Origin of the sequence: Serratia sp. MMO-28, from assembly GCF_037199905.1 — a bacterium.
In the GTDB taxonomy this organism is placed as follows: domain Bacteria; phylum Pseudomonadota; class Gammaproteobacteria; order Enterobacterales; family Enterobacteriaceae; genus Chania; species Chania oryzae.
In genome coordinates this window covers 1-16,547 of record NZ_JBBCVB010000023.1, presented here as the reverse complement: position 1 = coordinate 16,547, position 16,547 = coordinate 1, and the positions used below count along the sequence as shown (strand labels likewise).

The 16,547-nt window shown below is 55.0% G+C and carries 13 protein-coding genes and 1 rRNA gene; 11 read left to right on the top strand and 3 right to left on the bottom strand.

Features of this window, described 5'->3' with window-relative positions; all coding sequences use genetic code 11:
• The first annotated feature begins 52 nt into the window (after window positions 1–52).
• From proX to emrB, 6 genes are all read left to right on the top strand, one after another.
• Window positions 53–1,054: a glycine betaine/L-proline ABC transporter substrate-binding protein ProX gene (gene proX, locus WG891_RS19115; RefSeq protein ID WP_337264167.1), complete on the top strand. Its 1,002-nt coding sequence runs from the start codon at window positions 53–55 to the stop codon at window positions 1,052–1,054.
• Window positions 1,055–1,209: 155 nt separating this feature from the next.
• Window positions 1,210–2,409, top strand: a complete 1,200-nt coding sequence (locus tag WG891_RS19110; protein WP_337264166.1) for an MFS transporter — start codon at window positions 1,210–1,212, stop codon at window positions 2,407–2,409.
• A gap of 529 nt (window positions 2,410–2,938) precedes the next feature.
• A complete protein-coding gene (gene mprA, locus WG891_RS19105; RefSeq protein WP_337264165.1) occupies window positions 2,939–3,460 on the top strand; it encodes a transcriptional repressor MprA in 522 nt (173 codons plus the stop codon).
• 22 nt (window positions 3,461–3,482) lie between these two features.
• On the top strand, window positions 3,483–4,931 hold the full coding sequence (locus WG891_RS19100; RefSeq protein WP_337264164.1) for an efflux transporter outer membrane subunit: 1,449 nt from the start codon (window positions 3,483–3,485) through the stop codon (window positions 4,929–4,931).
• A gap of 34 nt (window positions 4,932–4,965) precedes the next feature.
• Window positions 4,966–6,138, top strand: a complete 1,173-nt coding sequence (gene emrA, locus WG891_RS19095) for a multidrug efflux MFS transporter periplasmic adaptor subunit EmrA (RefSeq protein WP_337264163.1) — start codon at window positions 4,966–4,968, stop codon at window positions 6,136–6,138.
• A gap of 17 nt (window positions 6,139–6,155) precedes the next feature.
• The gene (gene emrB / locus WG891_RS19090) at window positions 6,156–7,691 is read left to right on the top strand and encodes a multidrug efflux MFS transporter permease subunit EmrB (protein ID WP_337264162.1); all 1,536 of its coding nucleotides are present in this window, start codon (window positions 6,156–6,158) and stop codon (window positions 7,689–7,691) included.
• Between the two features lie 55 nt (window positions 7,692–7,746).
• Here the strand turns inward: emrB and WG891_RS19085 are convergent, their stop codons facing one another.
• Window positions 7,747–8,832 (bottom strand): tRNA/rRNA methyltransferase, encoded by a 1,086-nt coding sequence (locus tag WG891_RS19085; RefSeq protein ID WP_337264161.1) that lies wholly within the window; start codon window positions 8,830–8,832, stop codon window positions 7,747–7,749.
• A 189-nt stretch (window positions 8,833–9,021) separates the two neighbouring features.
• Here WG891_RS19085 and trxC point away from each other — a divergent pair, with 189 nt between their 5' ends.
• The 5 genes from trxC to WG891_RS19060 all read left to right on the top strand — a co-directional run bounded on the left by trxC (window position 9,022) and on the right by WG891_RS19060 (window position 14,883).
• Complete coding sequence (gene trxC / locus WG891_RS19080) at window positions 9,022–9,441, top strand: thioredoxin TrxC (protein ID WP_337264160.1); 420 nt, start codon at window positions 9,022–9,024, stop codon at window positions 9,439–9,441.
• 111 nt (window positions 9,442–9,552) lie between these two features.
• Window positions 9,553–10,257 carry a tRNA-uridine aminocarboxypropyltransferase gene (locus WG891_RS19075; protein ID WP_337264159.1) on the top strand — a complete coding sequence of 235 codons (705 nt, stop codon included), beginning with the start codon at window positions 9,553–9,555 and terminating at the stop codon, window positions 10,255–10,257.
• Between the two features lie 55 nt (window positions 10,258–10,312).
• Window positions 10,313–12,964, top strand: a complete 2,652-nt coding sequence (locus tag WG891_RS19070; RefSeq protein ID WP_337264158.1) for a bifunctional acetate--CoA ligase family protein/GNAT family N-acetyltransferase — start codon at window positions 10,313–10,315, stop codon at window positions 12,962–12,964.
• Between the two features lie 154 nt (window positions 12,965–13,118).
• Window positions 13,119–14,471: a CDP-diacylglycerol--serine O-phosphatidyltransferase gene (gene pssA, locus WG891_RS19065; protein ID WP_443006196.1), complete on the top strand. Its 1,353-nt coding sequence runs from the start codon at window positions 13,119–13,121 to the stop codon at window positions 14,469–14,471.
• Window positions 14,472–14,550: 79 nt separating this feature from the next.
• Window positions 14,551–14,883: a YfiM family lipoprotein gene (locus tag WG891_RS19060; protein WP_337264157.1), complete on the top strand. Its 333-nt coding sequence runs from the start codon at window positions 14,551–14,553 to the stop codon at window positions 14,881–14,883.
• Between the two features lies 1 nt (window position 14,884).
• Here the strand turns inward: WG891_RS19060 and WG891_RS19055 are convergent, their stop codons facing one another.
• Window positions 14,885–16,195 carry an MFS family transporter gene (locus tag WG891_RS19055; protein ID WP_337264156.1) on the bottom strand — a complete coding sequence of 437 codons (1,311 nt, stop codon included), beginning with the start codon at window positions 16,193–16,195 and terminating at the stop codon, window positions 14,885–14,887.
• A gap of 251 nt (window positions 16,196–16,446) precedes the next feature.
• Window positions 16,447–16,547, bottom strand: a 5S ribosomal RNA gene (gene rrf, locus WG891_RS19050); the annotation flags it as partial.

Here is a 16,547-nt window from a genome sequence, read left to right as displayed (position 1 = left end):
CCGTCGGTGGCGCTTTGCCCCGGCGGGCTATCAAAAAACGAGAGGAATAACTATGCGCACCACAGGAATCTGGGCCATTGCCCTTACCACACTGATTGGCTCACAGGTTGCCTCCGCTGCTGATTTGCCGGGAAAAGGTATTGTGGTACAACCGGTACAAAGCACCATTTCTGAAGAAACCTTCCAGACGTTGCTGGTCAGCAAAGCGCTGGAAAAACTCGGCTATGAGGTAAAAGAACCCCGTGAGGTGGATTACAACGTGGCTTACACCTCCATCGCGTCTGGCGATGCCACCTTTATCGCGGTGAACTGGGATCCGCTACAGGCCGATCAGTACCGTTCAGCCGGGGGCGACGACAAGTTCTATCGTGAAGGGGTTTACGTTAGCGGTGCCGCGCAGGGTTACCTGATCGACAAAAAAACCGCCGACCAGTATCACATCACCAACGTCGAGCAGCTAAAAGACGCGAAAATTGCCAAGCTGTTTGATACCAACGGTGACGGCAAGGCGGATCTGACCGGCTGTACACCAGGCTGGGGCTGTGAGGCAATGATTAACCATCATATTAAAGCTTATGGCCTGAGTAACACCGTTGAGCATAATCAGGGTAACTATGCCGCGATCATTGCCGATACCATTACCCGTTTTAAAGAAGGCAAACCGGTGCTGTACTACACCTGGACGCCTTACTGGGTCAGCGATGTGCTGGTGCCAGGCCGCGATGTGGTTTGGCTGCAGGTGCCCTTCTCGTCGCTGCCGGGTGAGCAGAAAAACATCGATACCAAGCTGCCTAACGGCGCCAACTATGGTTTCCCGGTCAATAACATGCGGATTGCGGCCAACAAGCCGTGGGCACAGGCCAACCCGGCGGCGGCTAAGCTGTTCTCCATCATGAAACTACCGATTGCCGACGTGAATGCGCAGAACTTGCGGATGCATGAAGGCCAGTCTTCACAGGCTGACATTCAGAATCACGTCAATGGCTGGATCAAGGCCCACCAGGCAACCTTCGATGGCTGGGTGAAAACCGCCGCAGAAGCGGCAAAGCCATAATATTACAGCGGGCGCAGCACGCTGCGCCCTTTCCACTGTAGATAAACAGCCCAAACCGTTATGCGGTTTTGGAATCAGCTAGAATTAAACATTGTTTTAACAACCTGCCTTGCACGATACTCTGCACCACTGAATATTCTTTTAACTGCATACTGATGAAGCCGCACACCGAAAATCAGGGCCTGAGCCCGGCATTAACCCTTATCATTGCCATGGCTACCGGCCTGGCCGTCGCCAGCAATTACTATGCTCAACCATTGCTGGAAACCATTGCGCAGAGCTTTAGCCTGTCGGTTAATCAGGCTGGGTTTATCGTTACCGCCGCACAGCTTGGCTATGCGGTCGGCCTGCTGTTTCTGGTACCGCTCGGTGATATGTTTGAACGCCGCGGGCTGATCGTATTTATGACGCTGCTGGCCGCCGGTGGCATGCTGATTACCGCGCTTTCCAGCACCTTATCCATGATGATCCTCGGCACCGCCCTCACCGGGCTATTCTCGGTGGTGGCGCAGTTGCTGGTGCCCCTGGCCGCCACGCTGGCCCGCCCGGAGAAACGCGGTAAAACCGTCGGCATTATCATGAGCGGCCTGTTACTGGGGATCCTGCTGGCGCGGACCGTTGCCGGAGCGCTGGCAGCCATCGGCGGTTGGCGCACCATTTACTGGGTTGCCAGCGTGCTGATGATCCTGATGGCGCTGATCCTATGGCGCGCCCTGCCGCGCTATAAACTGCATTCCGGCCTGAATTACCCGCAGTTGCTAAAATCCATCTTCTCGCTGTTCTGCTTCACACCGCTGTTGCGCACCCGCGCCATTATCGGTGCCCTGTCATTCGCCAACTTCAGCATCTTATGGACTTCCATGGCATTCCTGCTGGCCGCACCACCGTTCAATTATTCCGAAGGGGTGATTGGCTTGTTCGGCCTGGTCGGTGCCGCCGGTGCGCTGGCGGCGTCACGCGCCGGGCACCTGGCGGATAAAGGCAAGGCGGGGCTGACCACCAGCGTTGGCCTGATTCTGTTGCTGCTGTCCTGGATCCCGATTGCGCTGGCGAAGCACTCACTGTGGGCCTTGATTGTCGGTATTTTGGTGCTCGATCTGGCAGTACAGGCCGTGCATGTCACTAACCAGAGCGTGATTTACCGCATTATGCCGGAAGCGCGCAACCGCCTGACCGCAGGCTATATGACCAGCTATTTCATTGGTGGGGCTGTGGGTTCCGTACTTTCTGCCAGCGCTTACCAACATGCGGGCTGGAACGGCGTTGCGGCGATTGGTGGTATTTTATGCCTGCTGAACCTGCTGACCTGGTGGCAAGGTAAACGCCATGATCCACAGGGTTCGGTAATTTCTTAGTTAGCAAACATATAGTTTTTTTTGTTATCTATTAGAATGCGGAGAGTATAAACCCTACTAACTCTCTGGTATTGTTATCGGGATAAATGATTAGTATCCCTATACCCGATAACCTTCAAAATGCAGGTCGGTGGCAATTGAGTAAATCTCAATGAGTTTTCACTCCGTTAAATGGAGTGAAAACAAGCCCATCGGCGCATATTAAGGGATAACGGATATATTCTGTGACCCGAATACTCATGCAAAACTCTGTTATTACAGCTTTCTGTTCCTGTTTTACTCTCTCCGTCAATACAGATACAGATCGCTGCGGAACCAATCTACAGTAAGTAAATAAATCTTATGTATCTCAACCAAGCGAGAAAACTCAATATGTGTCGCCACACACAAAGCCATATAGTTTGTCATGTTATTCATTTACAAACGGCTTACAAATGACACGAATTGCTAAATTATTCCCCTTGCTGAAGATTTACATTATTAATCACTCTCGTTACTATACCGAACGAAATTAATGAGGCTAAAGATTATGGAAAGTTCGTTTGCTCCCATAGAACAAATGCTTAATTTCCGCGCCAAGCGCCAGGCAAACTTCCCTTATCAGGAAATTCTGCTGACCCGCCTTTGCATGCACATGCAAAGCAAATTGCTGGAAAATCGCAATAAAATGCTGAAAGCACAGGGAATCAACGAAACCTTGTTTATGGCACTCATTACGCTGGATGCGCAAGAAAACCACAGTATTCAGCCTTCTGAGCTAAGCTCAGCCTTGGGTTCTTCGCGCACTAATGCGACCCGCATTGCCGATGAACTGGAGAAACGCGGTTGGATTGAACGCCGGGAAAGCGACAATGACCGTCGGTGCCTGCACCTGCACCTGACCCCAGCCGGAGAGGCGTTTATCGCCCAGTTGCTGCCCCCGCAGCACCAATGTCTGCATTTCCTGTGGTCCACGCTGAATGACGAAGAGCAGCAGCAGCTTGAAAAACTGACGCGCAAACTCTTGGCCCGCCTGGATCAGATGGAAGTTTCAGAACAGTTATCACAATAATTTCTGTTCAGGTAATTTATCTATGCGATCCCCGTTAAACTGGAGATTCACCCCGCTGTGCGCTGTTTTACTGCTGGCGGGATGTGCATCTACCGAGAATATTGCCCCGCAATCCAAACTGATGGATCCGCAACACCTGCAGCTTGCGCAGCCTAAGGCCAGCTCACTGGCCGTTAGCCCGCAGTGGTGGCGCGCGCTGAACGATCCACAGCTTGATGCACTGATGGCCCAGACGCTGCAAAGCTCACCGTCGCTCAAGCAAGCGGCTGCCCGCGTGCGTGAAGCCCAGAGCCTGGTAGGTGAAGCCAGCGCTGCCAACGGCCCATATCTGGATCTCAAAGCCAGTAGCGATCGCATGCGCATTTCCCAAAACACCAACCAGGGCTTTGGCTACCCGACATCACCGATTTATGAAACCAATAATTCACTGGGCCTGAATCTAGCCTATGAATTCGACTGGTGGGGTAAATATCGCAATCAGGTGAACGCGGCAAAAGCTCAGGTTGATGCCGCACGCGCCGAACAGGCGCAGGCGGCACTGACGCTCACCAGTTCGGTAGCCTCGGCCTATTATCAGTTGCAGGCCAATTATGCACTGGAAAAAGTGCTGCAACAGGAAGTAGACAACCACCAGCGCTTGGCCGATCTGCGCCAGCAGCAATACAAAGCCGGGATCTACGGCGTTGATATTCCGCAACAGACCTTGGCGCAGGCCGAGGGTACCCGGCAGCAGATCATCCAGTTGCAGTCGCAGATTGAACAGTTGAAGCACCAACTGGCGGCCTTGGCCGGCCAGGGCCCGCACGCGATGCAGTCTCTGCATCCGGTCGCCCTACCCGCAGAACAACTGTTGGCGCCGCAAGGTGAACTGACCGCCGATTTGCTGGGTAAACGCCCGGACATTGCGGCACAGCGCCAACTGGTGGAGTCATACGACCAGCGCGTCAGTGCGGCGCGTAAAGAGTTTTACCCCAGCCTGTCGATTTCAGCCTTCGCCGGTTTGAATACCACCCATGTCGGTGGCACCAGCCCGAATCTGCTGGAAGCGGCAAGCCAGGCCTGGAGTGTGATTCCGGCGATCTCTTTGCCGATCTTCCACGCCGGTGCGCTGCGCAGCAAGCTGGGTGAGGAATCTGCACTCTATGATGAAGCAGTGGAATCCTATAACCAAACTATCCTGAATGCGGTACAGGAGACGGCCGATGCCATTACCGTCCAGCAAAGCAGTGCCAAGCAACTGCAGCAGGCGGCTTCGGCTTCCCAATCCATGCAGCAGGTGTACCGCGTCGCTAACGCCAAATACCAGGCAGGGATTATCGGGCGTGACGAACTGTTGACCAACCAGACGCAGCTATTACAGCAGCAGCAGGCGGAACTGAGTGCCAGCAGCAATCTGATGCAGGCGAAGATAGGGTTGGTTCGTGCGTTAGGAGGGGGTTATCAGGCCCCGGCGACGGATTCGAAAGCCTAGTAAATACCTATAAATAGAGAGCGTGGAGAACACCATGAGTGCAAGCGCGGAGATTCAACCCTCGCAGCAACCGAAAGGCAAAAAGAAGCAGCGTAAATTTTGGCTGCTGTTGCTGACGGTTATTTTTATCGTTATTGGAGCGGCCTATTTCGTGTATTGGTTCCTGGTGCTGCGTCACCATCAGGAAACGGATAACGCCTATGTCGCCGGTAACCAGGTACAAATCATGGCGCAGGTGTCCGGTAGCGTAAACAGCGTCACCTTCGACAACACCGATTTCGTGCAGAAAGGGGACGTGCTGCTGACGCTCGATCCTACCGATGCCGAACAGGCATTTGAGCGCGCCAAAACCGCGCTGGCCAACAGCGTGCGCCAGACGCATCAGTTGGTGGTTAACAGCAAGCAGTATCAGGCCAACATTGCGCTGCGCAAGTCTGAACTGAGCAAGGCAGAAAACGATCTCAAGCGCCGCGTGGTGCTGGGCAGCGTTGATGCGATTGGCCGGGAAGAGTTGCAGCACGCCCGCGAAGCCGTAGACAGCGCCAAAGCCACGCTGGAAGTGGCGGTACAGCAATATAACGCTAACCAGGCCATGGTGCTGAATACCCCACTGGCGAAGCAACCCGCGATTCTGCAAGCCGCCGCGCAGATGCGTGATGCCTGGATGGCGCTGCAACGCACCCGCGTGATCAGCCCGATTACCGGCTTTGTCTCACGCCGCAGCGTGCAGGTCGGCGCACAGATCTCACCAGGCACGCCGTTGATGGCGGTGGTTCCGGCCGATCACCTCTGGGTGGACGCCAACTTTAAAGAAACTCAAATCGCCAATATGCGCATTGGTCAACCGGCTACCGTGGTCAGCGACGTATACGGCAGTGACGTGGTGTTCAAGGGCAAAGTGGTGGGCATCGATATGGGCACCGGCAGCGCCTTCTCGCTGCTGCCCGCGCAAAACGCCACCGGTAACTGGATCAAGGTGGTACAGCGGTTACCGGTACGTATTGAGCTGGATCCCAAGCAGATTGCTGAGCATCCGCTGCGGATCGGCCTTTCGACCTTGGTCACCATTGATACCAGTAACCGCGATGGGCGGATACTCTCCAACGTGGTGCGTGAGCAGCCGCTGTATGAAACCAGCGCACTGATGCTGGACCTGGCACCGGTTAACCAAATGATCGCCGATGTGATCCATGCAAACGCAGGTTAAGCGCGCGGGAGGCTACCTTGGCACAAAAACCGCTTGAAGGTGCCCAGCTTGCCTGGATGACGATCGCCCTCGCCATGGCGACCTTTATGCAGGTGCTGGATTCCACCATTGCCAACGTTGCAATACCGACCATCGCCGGTAACCTCGGGTCTTCCACCTCACAGGGAACCTGGGTGATCACCTCGTTTGGGGTGGCAAACGCCATCTCCATTCCGATCACCGGTTGGTTGGCAAAGCGTATCGGCGAAGTGCGCCTGTTCCTGTGGTCCACGGCGCTGTTTGCCCTCGCCTCCTGGCTGTGTGGTATCTCCAACAGCCTGGGCATGCTGATCTTCTTCCGCGTGATCCAAGGGCTGGTGGCCGGGCCGTTGATCCCGCTGTCGCAAAGTTTGTTGCTGAACAACTACCCTCCCGCCAAGCGATCGATGGCCTTGGCGCTGTGGTCAATGACCGTGATCGTCGCGCCGATCTTCGGGCCGATTCTGGGTGGGTATATCAGTGATAACTATCACTGGGGCTGGATCTTCTTTATCAACATTCCCATCGGGCTGTTTGTCATCCTGGTGGCGATGTCAACGCTGAAAGGCCGGGAAACCAAAACCGAGATCAAGCCGATCGATACCGTCGGGCTGGTTCTGTTAGTGGTGGGGATCGGTTCGCTGCAAATTATGCTCGATCAGGGCAAAGAGCTGGACTGGTTTAGCTCGACGGAAATTATCGTCCTGACGGTGGTAGCCGTGGTTGCGCTGGTGTTCCTGGTGGTGTGGGAACTGACCGACGATCATCCGGTGGTGGATTTGTCATTGTTCAAATCGCGCAACTTTACCATTGGCTGTCTGTGTATCAGCCTGGCGTACATGCTGTATTTCGGCGCGATCGTACTGTTGCCACAGTTGCTGCAGGAGGTGTATGGCTACACCGCCACCTGGGCAGGTTTGGCCTCCGCGCCGGTGGGGCTTATCCCGGTGCTGCTGTCGCCGATTATTGGCCGTTTCGGTAACCGGTTGGACATGCGCCGCCTAGTGACCTTCAGCTTCATTATGTATGCCGTGTGCTTCTACTGGCGCGCCTATACGTTTGAACCGGGGATGGATTTTGGTGCATCGGCATGGCCACAGTTTGTGCAGGGCTTTGCCATTGCCTGCTTCTTTATGCCGCTGACCACCATCACCCTGTCTGGGTTGCCGCCCGATCGCATTGCTGCCGCGTCGAGCCTGTCGAACTTCCTCCGTACGCTGGCGGGTTCTATCGGTACTTCGATCACCACCACCTTGTGGACCCAGCGTGAATCGATGCACCATGCGCATCTGACGGAGTTTGTGAACCCGTTCAACCCACAGTCACAGGAGATGTATACCAAGCTTGAACAGCTCGGGATGAGTAAACAACAGGCTTCGGCGTATATCGCCAATGAGATCACTGCGCAGGGGCTGATTATCTCAGCCAACGAGATTTTCTGGCTGTCTGCCGGGGTGTTCCTGATCCTGCTGGCGCTGGTGTGGTTCGCTAAACCACCGTTCAGTTCCGGCGGTGGCGGTGGCGGCGCTCACTGATCGCACAAAACTAAACGGGCGCTTACAGGCGCCCGTTTTATCCTGCGTATTTAAATCACGCCTGATTCTGACGCCACCAATCGGCCAGCAGAATGCCGGTCGCTACCGAGACGTTCAGGCTTTCGACCTTACCCGTACCGCCAATCGATACGCTCATATCCCCCTGCTGCCAGGCGCTGTCACTCAGGCCATCGCGCTCCTGCCCTAATACCAGCACCATCTTGGCAGGCAGTTTGGCCTGTGCCAGTGCGGTGCCTTTATGACTGGAGGTGGTGACAATGGTGTAGCCCGCCTTGCGGAAGGTATCCAATACCGAGAGAAAATCGTCGGCGTTGATCGCCTTGATATGCTCTGCGCCGCCTTCAGCGGTACGCACCGCCGCGCCCGATTCCAGCAAAGCCGGATCCTGCAGCATCACCGCGTTAACACCGAAATGCGCACAGGAGCGCACGATCGCCCCCAGGTTATGCGGGTTGCCCACTTCTTCCAGCGCCAGCACACAATCTTTTGCCGGTGCATTTTGCAGATAGGTCTGCGCATCCAGGCCCTGACGTTTTTTGATCAGGAAGCACACGCCGCCGTGGTGTTCAGTACCGGAAGCTTTCGCCAGCTCTTCTTCGTCCACCACGTGGTAAGCCTTGCGGTTAGCTGCCATCCAGCGCAGCGCTTCGCGAAAACGCGGCGTAACCGACTGCACGAACCAGGCACGCACGATGGCGTCCGGGCGGCTGGCGAACAGCGCTTTACAGGCATTCTCACCGTAAACGCGGGTTTCTTCAGCACGCTGGCGGCGCAACTGCTCGGGATCGATAAAGCTTTTGCCGCTGATGCCACCGTGATCAAACGCCGGTTCGTCTTCCGGGCCACGGGACACGGTTTTCCACGGAGAATCATAACCACCCCGATCTTCAGTACGCGCCGGGCGACGAGGACGATCGCTTTCACTGCGGCGGGAATCAGCACCACGGCGGTCATTGCTACGTGATTTATCCTGAGCGGAGCGGCCACCCGTGCGTGCATTGTCAGGGCGGCCTTTGCCGTCCGGACGCTTATTCTTGTTACGGTTGTCGCCGCTGTCATCGTCACTGCGGACGTACATCACTTTGACCTTACCGTTCTTGCCACTAAATGAATCGTTCATTGTCTTCTCCACCAACGCGCAGGGCGCGAAGATTACCTGATGTTGGTACGCTAAGCCACCAACTTGCACAAAAGCCAGCAACTATCACACTCATCGAACAAATCACTTTGTTCAATGCGCCACTTTTACCGATAATAAGCAGCATTAAAGATACCTATATCCAACGTACTTGGAGCACCCGAGGTCACCATGAATACAGTTTGTGCAGCGTGTAATGCCATCAACCGCGTCCCTGAAGAGCGCCTGGCCGATGGCGCCAAATGTGGCCGCTGTGGCCATCAACTGTTTAGCGGCGAAGTGATTAACGCCACTGCCGCGACGCTTGACCACCTGTTACAGGATGATCTGCCAGTAGTGGTTGATTTCTGGGCCCCCTGGTGTGGCCCGTGCCGCAGTTTTGCGCCCATTTTTGAAACCGTGGCCAAAGAACGAGCCGGTAAGGTGCGCTTTGTGAAGATCAACACCGAGGCCGAACCCGAACTGGGCGCTCGTTTCCACATCCGCAGCATTCCCACCATCATGATGTTCCGTGAAGGCAAAATGGTCGACATGCTCAACGGCGCCATGCCAAAAGCGCCCTTTGATAACTGGCTCAACGACTTAGTTTAACGTAAAAAGCCTGGCTGCGCCGCCTCCCGTTTAGCGCACCTGTTAAAGCCCGAGCTGCTCTCCCGCCGGGCTTTTTTCTGCGCTACAATAGCGGTTTTTCTCAGGATCGTTATGACCGACAACGCCGTACTTCGCCTGCGCCAATTTCGTTTAGCCAATGCTACCCGCCCATTTCGCGCCCGTGGTTGTCGCGCGGTGCGTTGTCAACATTGCCTGTTACCACAGCAGAACTGCCTGTGTGCCACCATTAAACCCCAGTTGGCTGGCAGCCGCTTCTGCCTGATTATGTTCGGCACCGAGCCGCTCAAGCCCAGCAATACTGGCCGCCTGATCGCCGATATCCTGCCAGATACCCAGGCATTCCTCTGGTCACGTACCGACGTCGATCCCGGGTTACTTGAGGCGATTAACGATCCCGAACGCCAGCCTTACGTGGTATTCCCGGCCTCTTATGCCGATGCCGATCGCCCGGTATTCAGTGAATTGCCCCGCGGTGGAAAGCCCCCTTTATTTATCATGCTCGATGGAACCTGGGCAGAAGCACGCAAAATGTTCCGCAAAAGCCCGTATCTGAATCAGTTCCCGGTCTTCTCGCTGAACGTGCTGGCGGCCTCCGGTTATCAACTGCGTGAAGCCAGCCGCACCGAACAGCACTGCACCGCCGAAGTGGCGGCGGCGCTGCTGCAACAGGCAGGAGACGAACAGGCCGCTGCCGGGCTTGCTCAACATTTCAATTACTTCCGCGCGCAATATCTGGCGGGGAAAGCTTGCCGCTCAGAGGCACCGGTCACAGCAAACCTGCCACAAAGCGCCTAAAATCAGGCAATAAGTCGTCTATACGCAAAAAGCCAGGGGATATCGGGAGCCGCATATGAGCCAGCGAGGGTTAGAAGCACTGTTACGTCCCAAATCGATTGCCGTTATCGGCGCTTCACAACAGCCCAATCGCGCGGGTTATCTGATGATGCGCAACCTGTTAGCCGGTGGCTTTACCGGCCCGATTTTACCGGTGACGCCCCGTTACAAAGCCGTATGTGGCGTCATGGCCTATCCCGATGTCACCAGCCTGCCGCTCACACCCGATCTGGCCGTGCTGTGCGTTAACGCTCAGCGTAATCTGTCCTTGATCGAGGCGCTGGGTAAGCGCGGGTGCAAAGCCGCGATAGTGCTCTCGGCCCCGCATCAGCAATTTGCCGAACTCAAAGCCACCGCACAGCGTTATTCGATGCGGCTGCTCGGGCCAAACAGCCTGGGCCTGCTAGCACCCTGGCAAGGCATCAATGCCAGTTTCTCTCCGGTTCCGATTCAGAAAGGTAAACTGGCGTTTATCTCCCAGTCCGCCGCCGTGGCCAATACCGTTTTAGACTGGGCGCAACAGCGAGAGGTTGGCTTCTCTTATTTCATCGCGCTGGGTGACAGCCTGGATATCGACGTCGACGATCTGCTCGACTTTCTGGCGCGCGACAGCAAGACCAGCGCCATTTTGTTGTACCTGGAAAATATCAGCGATGCGCGGCGCTTCCTTTCGGCTTCGCGCAGTGCCTCGCGCAATAAGCCAATCCTGGTGATCAAGAGCGGCCGCAGCCAGCAGGCGCAGCAGCTGCTCAACAGCCAGCAAGGGCTGGATGCGGCCTATGATGCCGCGATCCAGCGCGCCGGTTTGCTGCGCGTGCAGGATACCCATGAACTGTTTTCCGCCGTGGAAACCCTAAGCCATATGCATCCACTGCGCGGCGAACGGCTGCTGGTTCTCAGTAATGGTGCCGCCCCCGCCGCCATGGCGCTGGACGAGTTGCTGAGCCGTAATGGCAAGCTGGCGGTGTTGACGGAAGAGACGCAGGAAAAACTCAAAGCAGCCCTGCCGGAATTTATCCAGGCCAGCAACCCGATCGACCTGCGTGATGACGCTACGCCGCAGCGTTATCTGGCAGCGCTGCAGCCATTACTTGATAGCCATGATTATGATGCGCTGCTGTTGATCCACGCCCCTAGTGCGGCGTCACCAGGCACTGAAACCGCCGAACGGCTGATCGAGGCCATACGCCAACACCCGCGCGGTAAACGCATTACGCTGCTGACCAACTGGTGTGGGGAGTATTCCTCGCAGGAAGCCCGCCGCCAGTTTACCGAAGCCGGGATCCCTACTTACCGTACCCCTGAAGGCGCCGTCACCGCTTTTATGCATATGGTGGAATACCGCCGCAACCAGAAACAGTTAAAAGAAACGCCGGCGCTGCCCGTGGGGCTCACCGCCAATACCGCTGATGCTCACCGCTTGATCGATCGGGCACTGGCAGAAGGCGCTACCCAGCTCGATACCCACGAGGTTCAGCCTATCCTGCAAGCTTACGGCCTCAGCACATTGCCAACCTGGATTGCCAGTGACAGCGCTGAAGCCGTGCACATTGCCGAGCAGATTGGTTATCCGGTAGCGCTGAAGCTGCGCTCGCCCGATATTCCACACAAATCCGAGGTGCAGGGCGTGATGCTTTATCTGCGCACCGCCATCGAAGTGCAGCGCGCGGCAGAAGCGATCCTCGATCGGGTAAAACGCACTTACCCGCAGGCGCGTATTCACGGGCTATTGGTGCAAAGCATGGCCAACCGGGCCGGAGCGCAGGAGCTACATATTGCCGTAGAACAAGACGCCATCTTTGGGCCGCTGATTATGCTCGGGGAAGGCGGGGTCGAATGGCGGCAGGAAAATCAGGTGGCCGTCGCACTGCCGCCGTTAAATATGGCGCTGGCGCGCTATCTGGTACTGCAGGCGGTGAAGGGCGGCAAAATCCGCAGCCGCAGTGCGTTGCGCCCACTCGACATCCCCGGCTTAAGCCGCCTGCTGGTGCAGGTTTCTAACCTGATCCTGGATTGCCCGCAGATCTCGCGCCTGGATATTCACCCGGTGCTGGCTTCCGGCCATGAATTCACCCTGCTGGATGTGTCAATGCAGCTCGCACCTTTCAGCGGCGATCCGCAGGCACGGCTGGCTATCCGCCCGTATCCTCATGAATTGGAAGAAACCATCACACTGAAAGATGGCTCACAATGCCTGTTCCGCCCGATCCTGCCGGAAGATGAACCTGCGCTGAAGCATTTTATCGATCATGTCACCAAAGAAGATCTCTACTACCGCTACTTCAGTGAGATCAACGAGTTTACCCACGACGATTTGGCTAATATGACGCAAATCGACTACGATCGTGAGATGGCTTTCGTTGCCGTGCGTAACGGTGAAGAGATTATCGGCGTCACCCGCGCGCTCTCCGATCCGGATAATACCGATGCTGAATTCGCCGTGCTGGTGCGTTCCGATCTGAAAGGATTGGGCCTTGGCAGGCAGTTGATGCTGAAGTTGATCGGCTATGCCCGCATGCGCGGTCTGACTCGCCTGATCGGGATTACAATGCCCAACAACCGTGGTATGGTCACGCTTGCGCAAAAGCTTGGCTTTGCGGTCGATATTCAAATTGACGAAGGCATTGTCAATTTAGCCCTGCCGCTACAGGCCGCTGTGACGCAGTGATCTCTGTCGCAATGCGCTACGAATCCACCACTTACCGCCAAAAAATACGCGCGGTTGGGCAAGTAGTGGTATTATCCCCGGTTATTCGAATGACGGTTTTAATACGAATGGCGTTCCGGCCATCCAAACATGAGAGAAGAAGCGCACTGTGATGTTGTCAAAATTCAAACGTAGTAAACATCAACAACACCTTGCACAACTGCCCAAACTCCCCCAGACGGTTGCTGATGTCCGTACCCTTTATGCGCCGTCTGATTTCCGCACGACGCTGCTGGAAGCGATCGCTAATGCCACAACGCGTATTTATCTGGTTGCGCTCTATCTGGAGCATGACGATGCAGGTCGCGATATCCTTGAGGCACTTTATCAGGCCAAGCAGCAGCGCCCGGAGCTGGAAATTTGCGTTCTGGTGGACTGGCATCGCGCTCAGCGTGGGCGTATCGGCGCAGAAGCCACCAATACCAATGCGGATTGGTATTGTGCGATGGCGGCGCAGCATCCACAGCTTTCAGTTCCGGTTTACGGCGTTCCGGTCAATACCCGTGAAGCCTTGGGCGTGTTGCATCTGAAAGGTTTCGTGATCGACGATACCGTCATTTACAGCGGTGCCAGCATTAATGATGTCTATCTGCATCAGCACGAGAAGTACCGTTACGATCGCTACCAGTTAATCACTAACGCCGTACTGGCTGATACCCTGATCGATTACATCAAGCAACACCTGCTGATCGCCGGTGCCGTACAGCGCCTTGACCGTGACGATCGCCCCAAAAGCCCGGAAATCAAGAACGAAACCCGCATGTTTCGCTTTGCGTTGCGCCGTGCCAGCTATGAGTTTCGTGGTAAAGCCGGCAATGATGAACTGGCGGTAACTCCGCTGGTCGGGCTGGGTAAACAGAGCATACTGAATAAAACGATCCACCATCTGATGGCCAGTGCCGATCAGAAGCTGACGCTGTGTACGCCTTACTTCAACCTGCCAGCCTTGTTAGTGCGCAATATCATCTATCTGTTACGCCAAGGGAAACAGGTTGAAATCATCGTGGGCGACAAAACCGCTAACGACTTCTACATTCCTGAAGATCAGCCGTTCAAGATTATCGGCGCATTGCCCTATCTGTATGAAATCAACCTGCGCCGCTTTCTGAGCCGCCTGCAGCGCTATGTCGATACCGGCCAGCTGATTGTGCGCCTGTGGAAAGACGGGGATAACAGTTATCACCTGAAGGGGATGTGGGTCGATGACCAATGGCAGTTGATCACGGGTAACAATCTTAATCCGCGCGCCTGGCGGCTGGATCTGGAGAATGCCATCCTGATCCACGATCCTAAGCAGGAAATGCGCGAGCAGCGTCACAAAGAGCTGGAAACGATCCGCACACATACCACAGTAGTCGATAACTATGCCGATCTACAGAGTATCCAGCAGTATCCGGTTAAAGTGCGCAAACTGATCCGCCGCTTGCGCCGTATCCGCATTGATAGATTGATTAGCCGTATACTCTAGCCTCGTTATAATGATTTTCAGCACAGCCCGGTATAGATGCCGGGCTTTTTTGTCCCCAGTGCAACAGGATGCTTTCACTATGCGCCTACTCCGTCTGCTTATTCTGCTCCCAGGGTTGCTATTCATCAGCGGCTGTACGCACATGGCCAATGATCGCTGGACCGGGAAAGACAAAGCTCAGCATTTTGTTGCCTCTGCCGCCCTGGCTGCTGCCGGAGCCGCCTATGGCGATCGTCAAAACTGGAATGAAGCCCGCAGCCGCAGCTTTGGTCTGACATTCTCTATCGGCATTGGCGCTGCCAAAGAACTGTATGATAGCCGCGCAGGCGGGACCGGCTGGAGCTGGAAAGATTTTGCCTGGGATGTGGCTGGCGCAGCCACTGGCTACAGCCTGTACCACATCGCCCGCTAACTTACAGCTCGATCTCTTTATCCTTACGGTGCAGTTTTAACGACACGAACAGTGCCAGCAAACACATCGCGGAGACATACCAAAAGAACGCATGCTCCACCCCAAAGGACTTCAGCGACAGCGCAACATATTCAGCTGAACCGCCAAACATGGCATTAGCTACCGCATAAGACAGGCCTACCCCTAATGCTCGCACTTCTGCAGGAAACATCTCTGCTTTCAATAGCCCGCTAATTGAGGTGTAGAAACTGACGATAAACAACGCCAGCACGATCAGGCCGAATGCCGCATAGGGGCTGGTAACACTTTTCAGGGTGAACAGAATTGGCACCGTCAGCAAAGTCGCCAGCGAGGTAAAAATCAGCATTGAGCTGCGGCGGCCAATCTTATCTGATAATGCCCCGATCAGCGGTTGCAGCAGCATGTAAATGAACAACGCGGCGGTCATGATGACGCTGGCTAATTTGGCGTCTAGGCCGGTAGTATTGACCAGGTATTTCTGCATGTAGGTGGTGAAGGTATAAAAGCTCAGCGAACCACCGGCGGTAAAACCCAGCACCATCAAGAATGCTTTACGGTTTTTCCACAGCCCTTTCAGCGAGCCGGCATCTTTATGACTACGGGTTTTCTCATTGGACGTTTCATTCAGCGAACGGCGCAGAAACAAAGCAACGACCGCCAACGCGGCCCCCAGAGCGAACGGAATGCGCCAACCCCAGGCTTTTAACTCTTCAGTGGAAAGGATCTGCTGCAATCCCACCAGAACCAACAACGCCAACAGTTGACCGCCAATCAGCGTTACATATTGGAAGGAAGCATAAAAACCTCGCTTCCCCTTCACCGCTACCTCACTCATATAAGTAGCGCTGGTTCCATATTCACCGCCAACTGACAGCCCCTGAAACAGTCTGGCAATCAACAACAAGGCCGGAGCCCAGCTACCGATCGCCTCATAGGTCGGCAAACAGGCGATCGCCAGCGAGCCGGCACACATCATGCAGACCGATATCAACATCGAGTTCTTTCGGCCGTGTCGATCGGCAATATAGCCAAACAGCCAACCTCCGATGGGCCGCATAAAGAAACCGGCAGCGAAAACGCCCGCAGTCTGCAACAGCTGTGTCGTGCTGTTGCCTGCAGGGAAGAATAAGGCAGCAAAATAGATTGAGCAAAAAGAGTAAACGTAAAAATCAAACCACTCCACCAGGTTCCCTGATGAAGCTCCAACAATAGCGAAAATCCGCTTCTTTTTATCTTGTGCCGCCAGATCGGCGTTTTCCTTATTATCAATAATCAAGGTGGTTTCTACCATTGTGTTTCTCCGCGCTAACTCAGCAATCTAAGCCGATGTATTGTCAGTTAATTGTTTCTTAATTGTTGGTTTTTAGTTAACAATAAATCCTGATAACAGGCTAAACATAACTGACAAAACAGGGAGTTAAACGTGAATTTTGTGACGGAGGCTAAATAGTAGGGTGTAACTAGATGAAACTACGTTAAATTTTCTTCATGATAAAACAAAAAGCCCCATGCTTTCGCATGAGGCTTTTTGTTTTGTTTGATGCCTGGCAGTGTCCTACTCTCGCATGGGGAGACCCCACACTACCATCGGCGCTACGGCGTTTCACTTCTGAGTTCGGCATGGGGTCAGGTGGGACCACCGC

Excerpts from the sequence above, each read along its gene's own strand:
- proX (WP_337264167.1), top strand. The coding sequence starts at position 53 with ATGCGCACCACAGGAATCTGGGCCATTGCCCTTACCACACTGATTGGC.
- WG891_RS19110 (WP_337264166.1), top strand. The coding sequence starts at position 1,210 with ATGAAGCCGCACACCGAAAATCAGGGCCTGAGCCCGGCATTAACCCTT.
- mprA (WP_337264165.1), top strand. The coding sequence starts at position 2,939 with ATGGAAAGTTCGTTTGCTCCCATAGAACAAATGCTTAATTTCCGCGCC.
- WG891_RS19100 (WP_337264164.1), top strand. The coding sequence starts at position 3,483 with ATGCGATCCCCGTTAAACTGGAGATTCACCCCGCTGTGCGCTGTTTTA.
- emrA (WP_337264163.1), top strand. The coding sequence starts at position 4,966 with ATGAGTGCAAGCGCGGAGATTCAACCCTCGCAGCAACCGAAAGGCAAA.
- WG891_RS19085 (WP_337264161.1), bottom strand. The coding sequence starts at position 8,832 with ATGAACGATTCATTTAGTGGCAAGAACGGTAAGGTCAAAGTGATGTAC.
- trxC (WP_337264160.1), top strand. The coding sequence starts at position 9,022 with ATGAATACAGTTTGTGCAGCGTGTAATGCCATCAACCGCGTCCCTGAA.
- WG891_RS19075 (WP_337264159.1), top strand. The coding sequence starts at position 9,553 with ATGACCGACAACGCCGTACTTCGCCTGCGCCAATTTCGTTTAGCCAAT.
- WG891_RS19070 (WP_337264158.1), top strand. The coding sequence starts at position 10,313 with ATGAGCCAGCGAGGGTTAGAAGCACTGTTACGTCCCAAATCGATTGCC.
- WG891_RS19060 (WP_337264157.1), top strand. The coding sequence starts at position 14,551 with ATGCGCCTACTCCGTCTGCTTATTCTGCTCCCAGGGTTGCTATTCATC.
- WG891_RS19055 (WP_337264156.1), bottom strand. The coding sequence starts at position 16,195 with ATGGTAGAAACCACCTTGATTATTGATAATAAGGAAAACGCCGATCTG.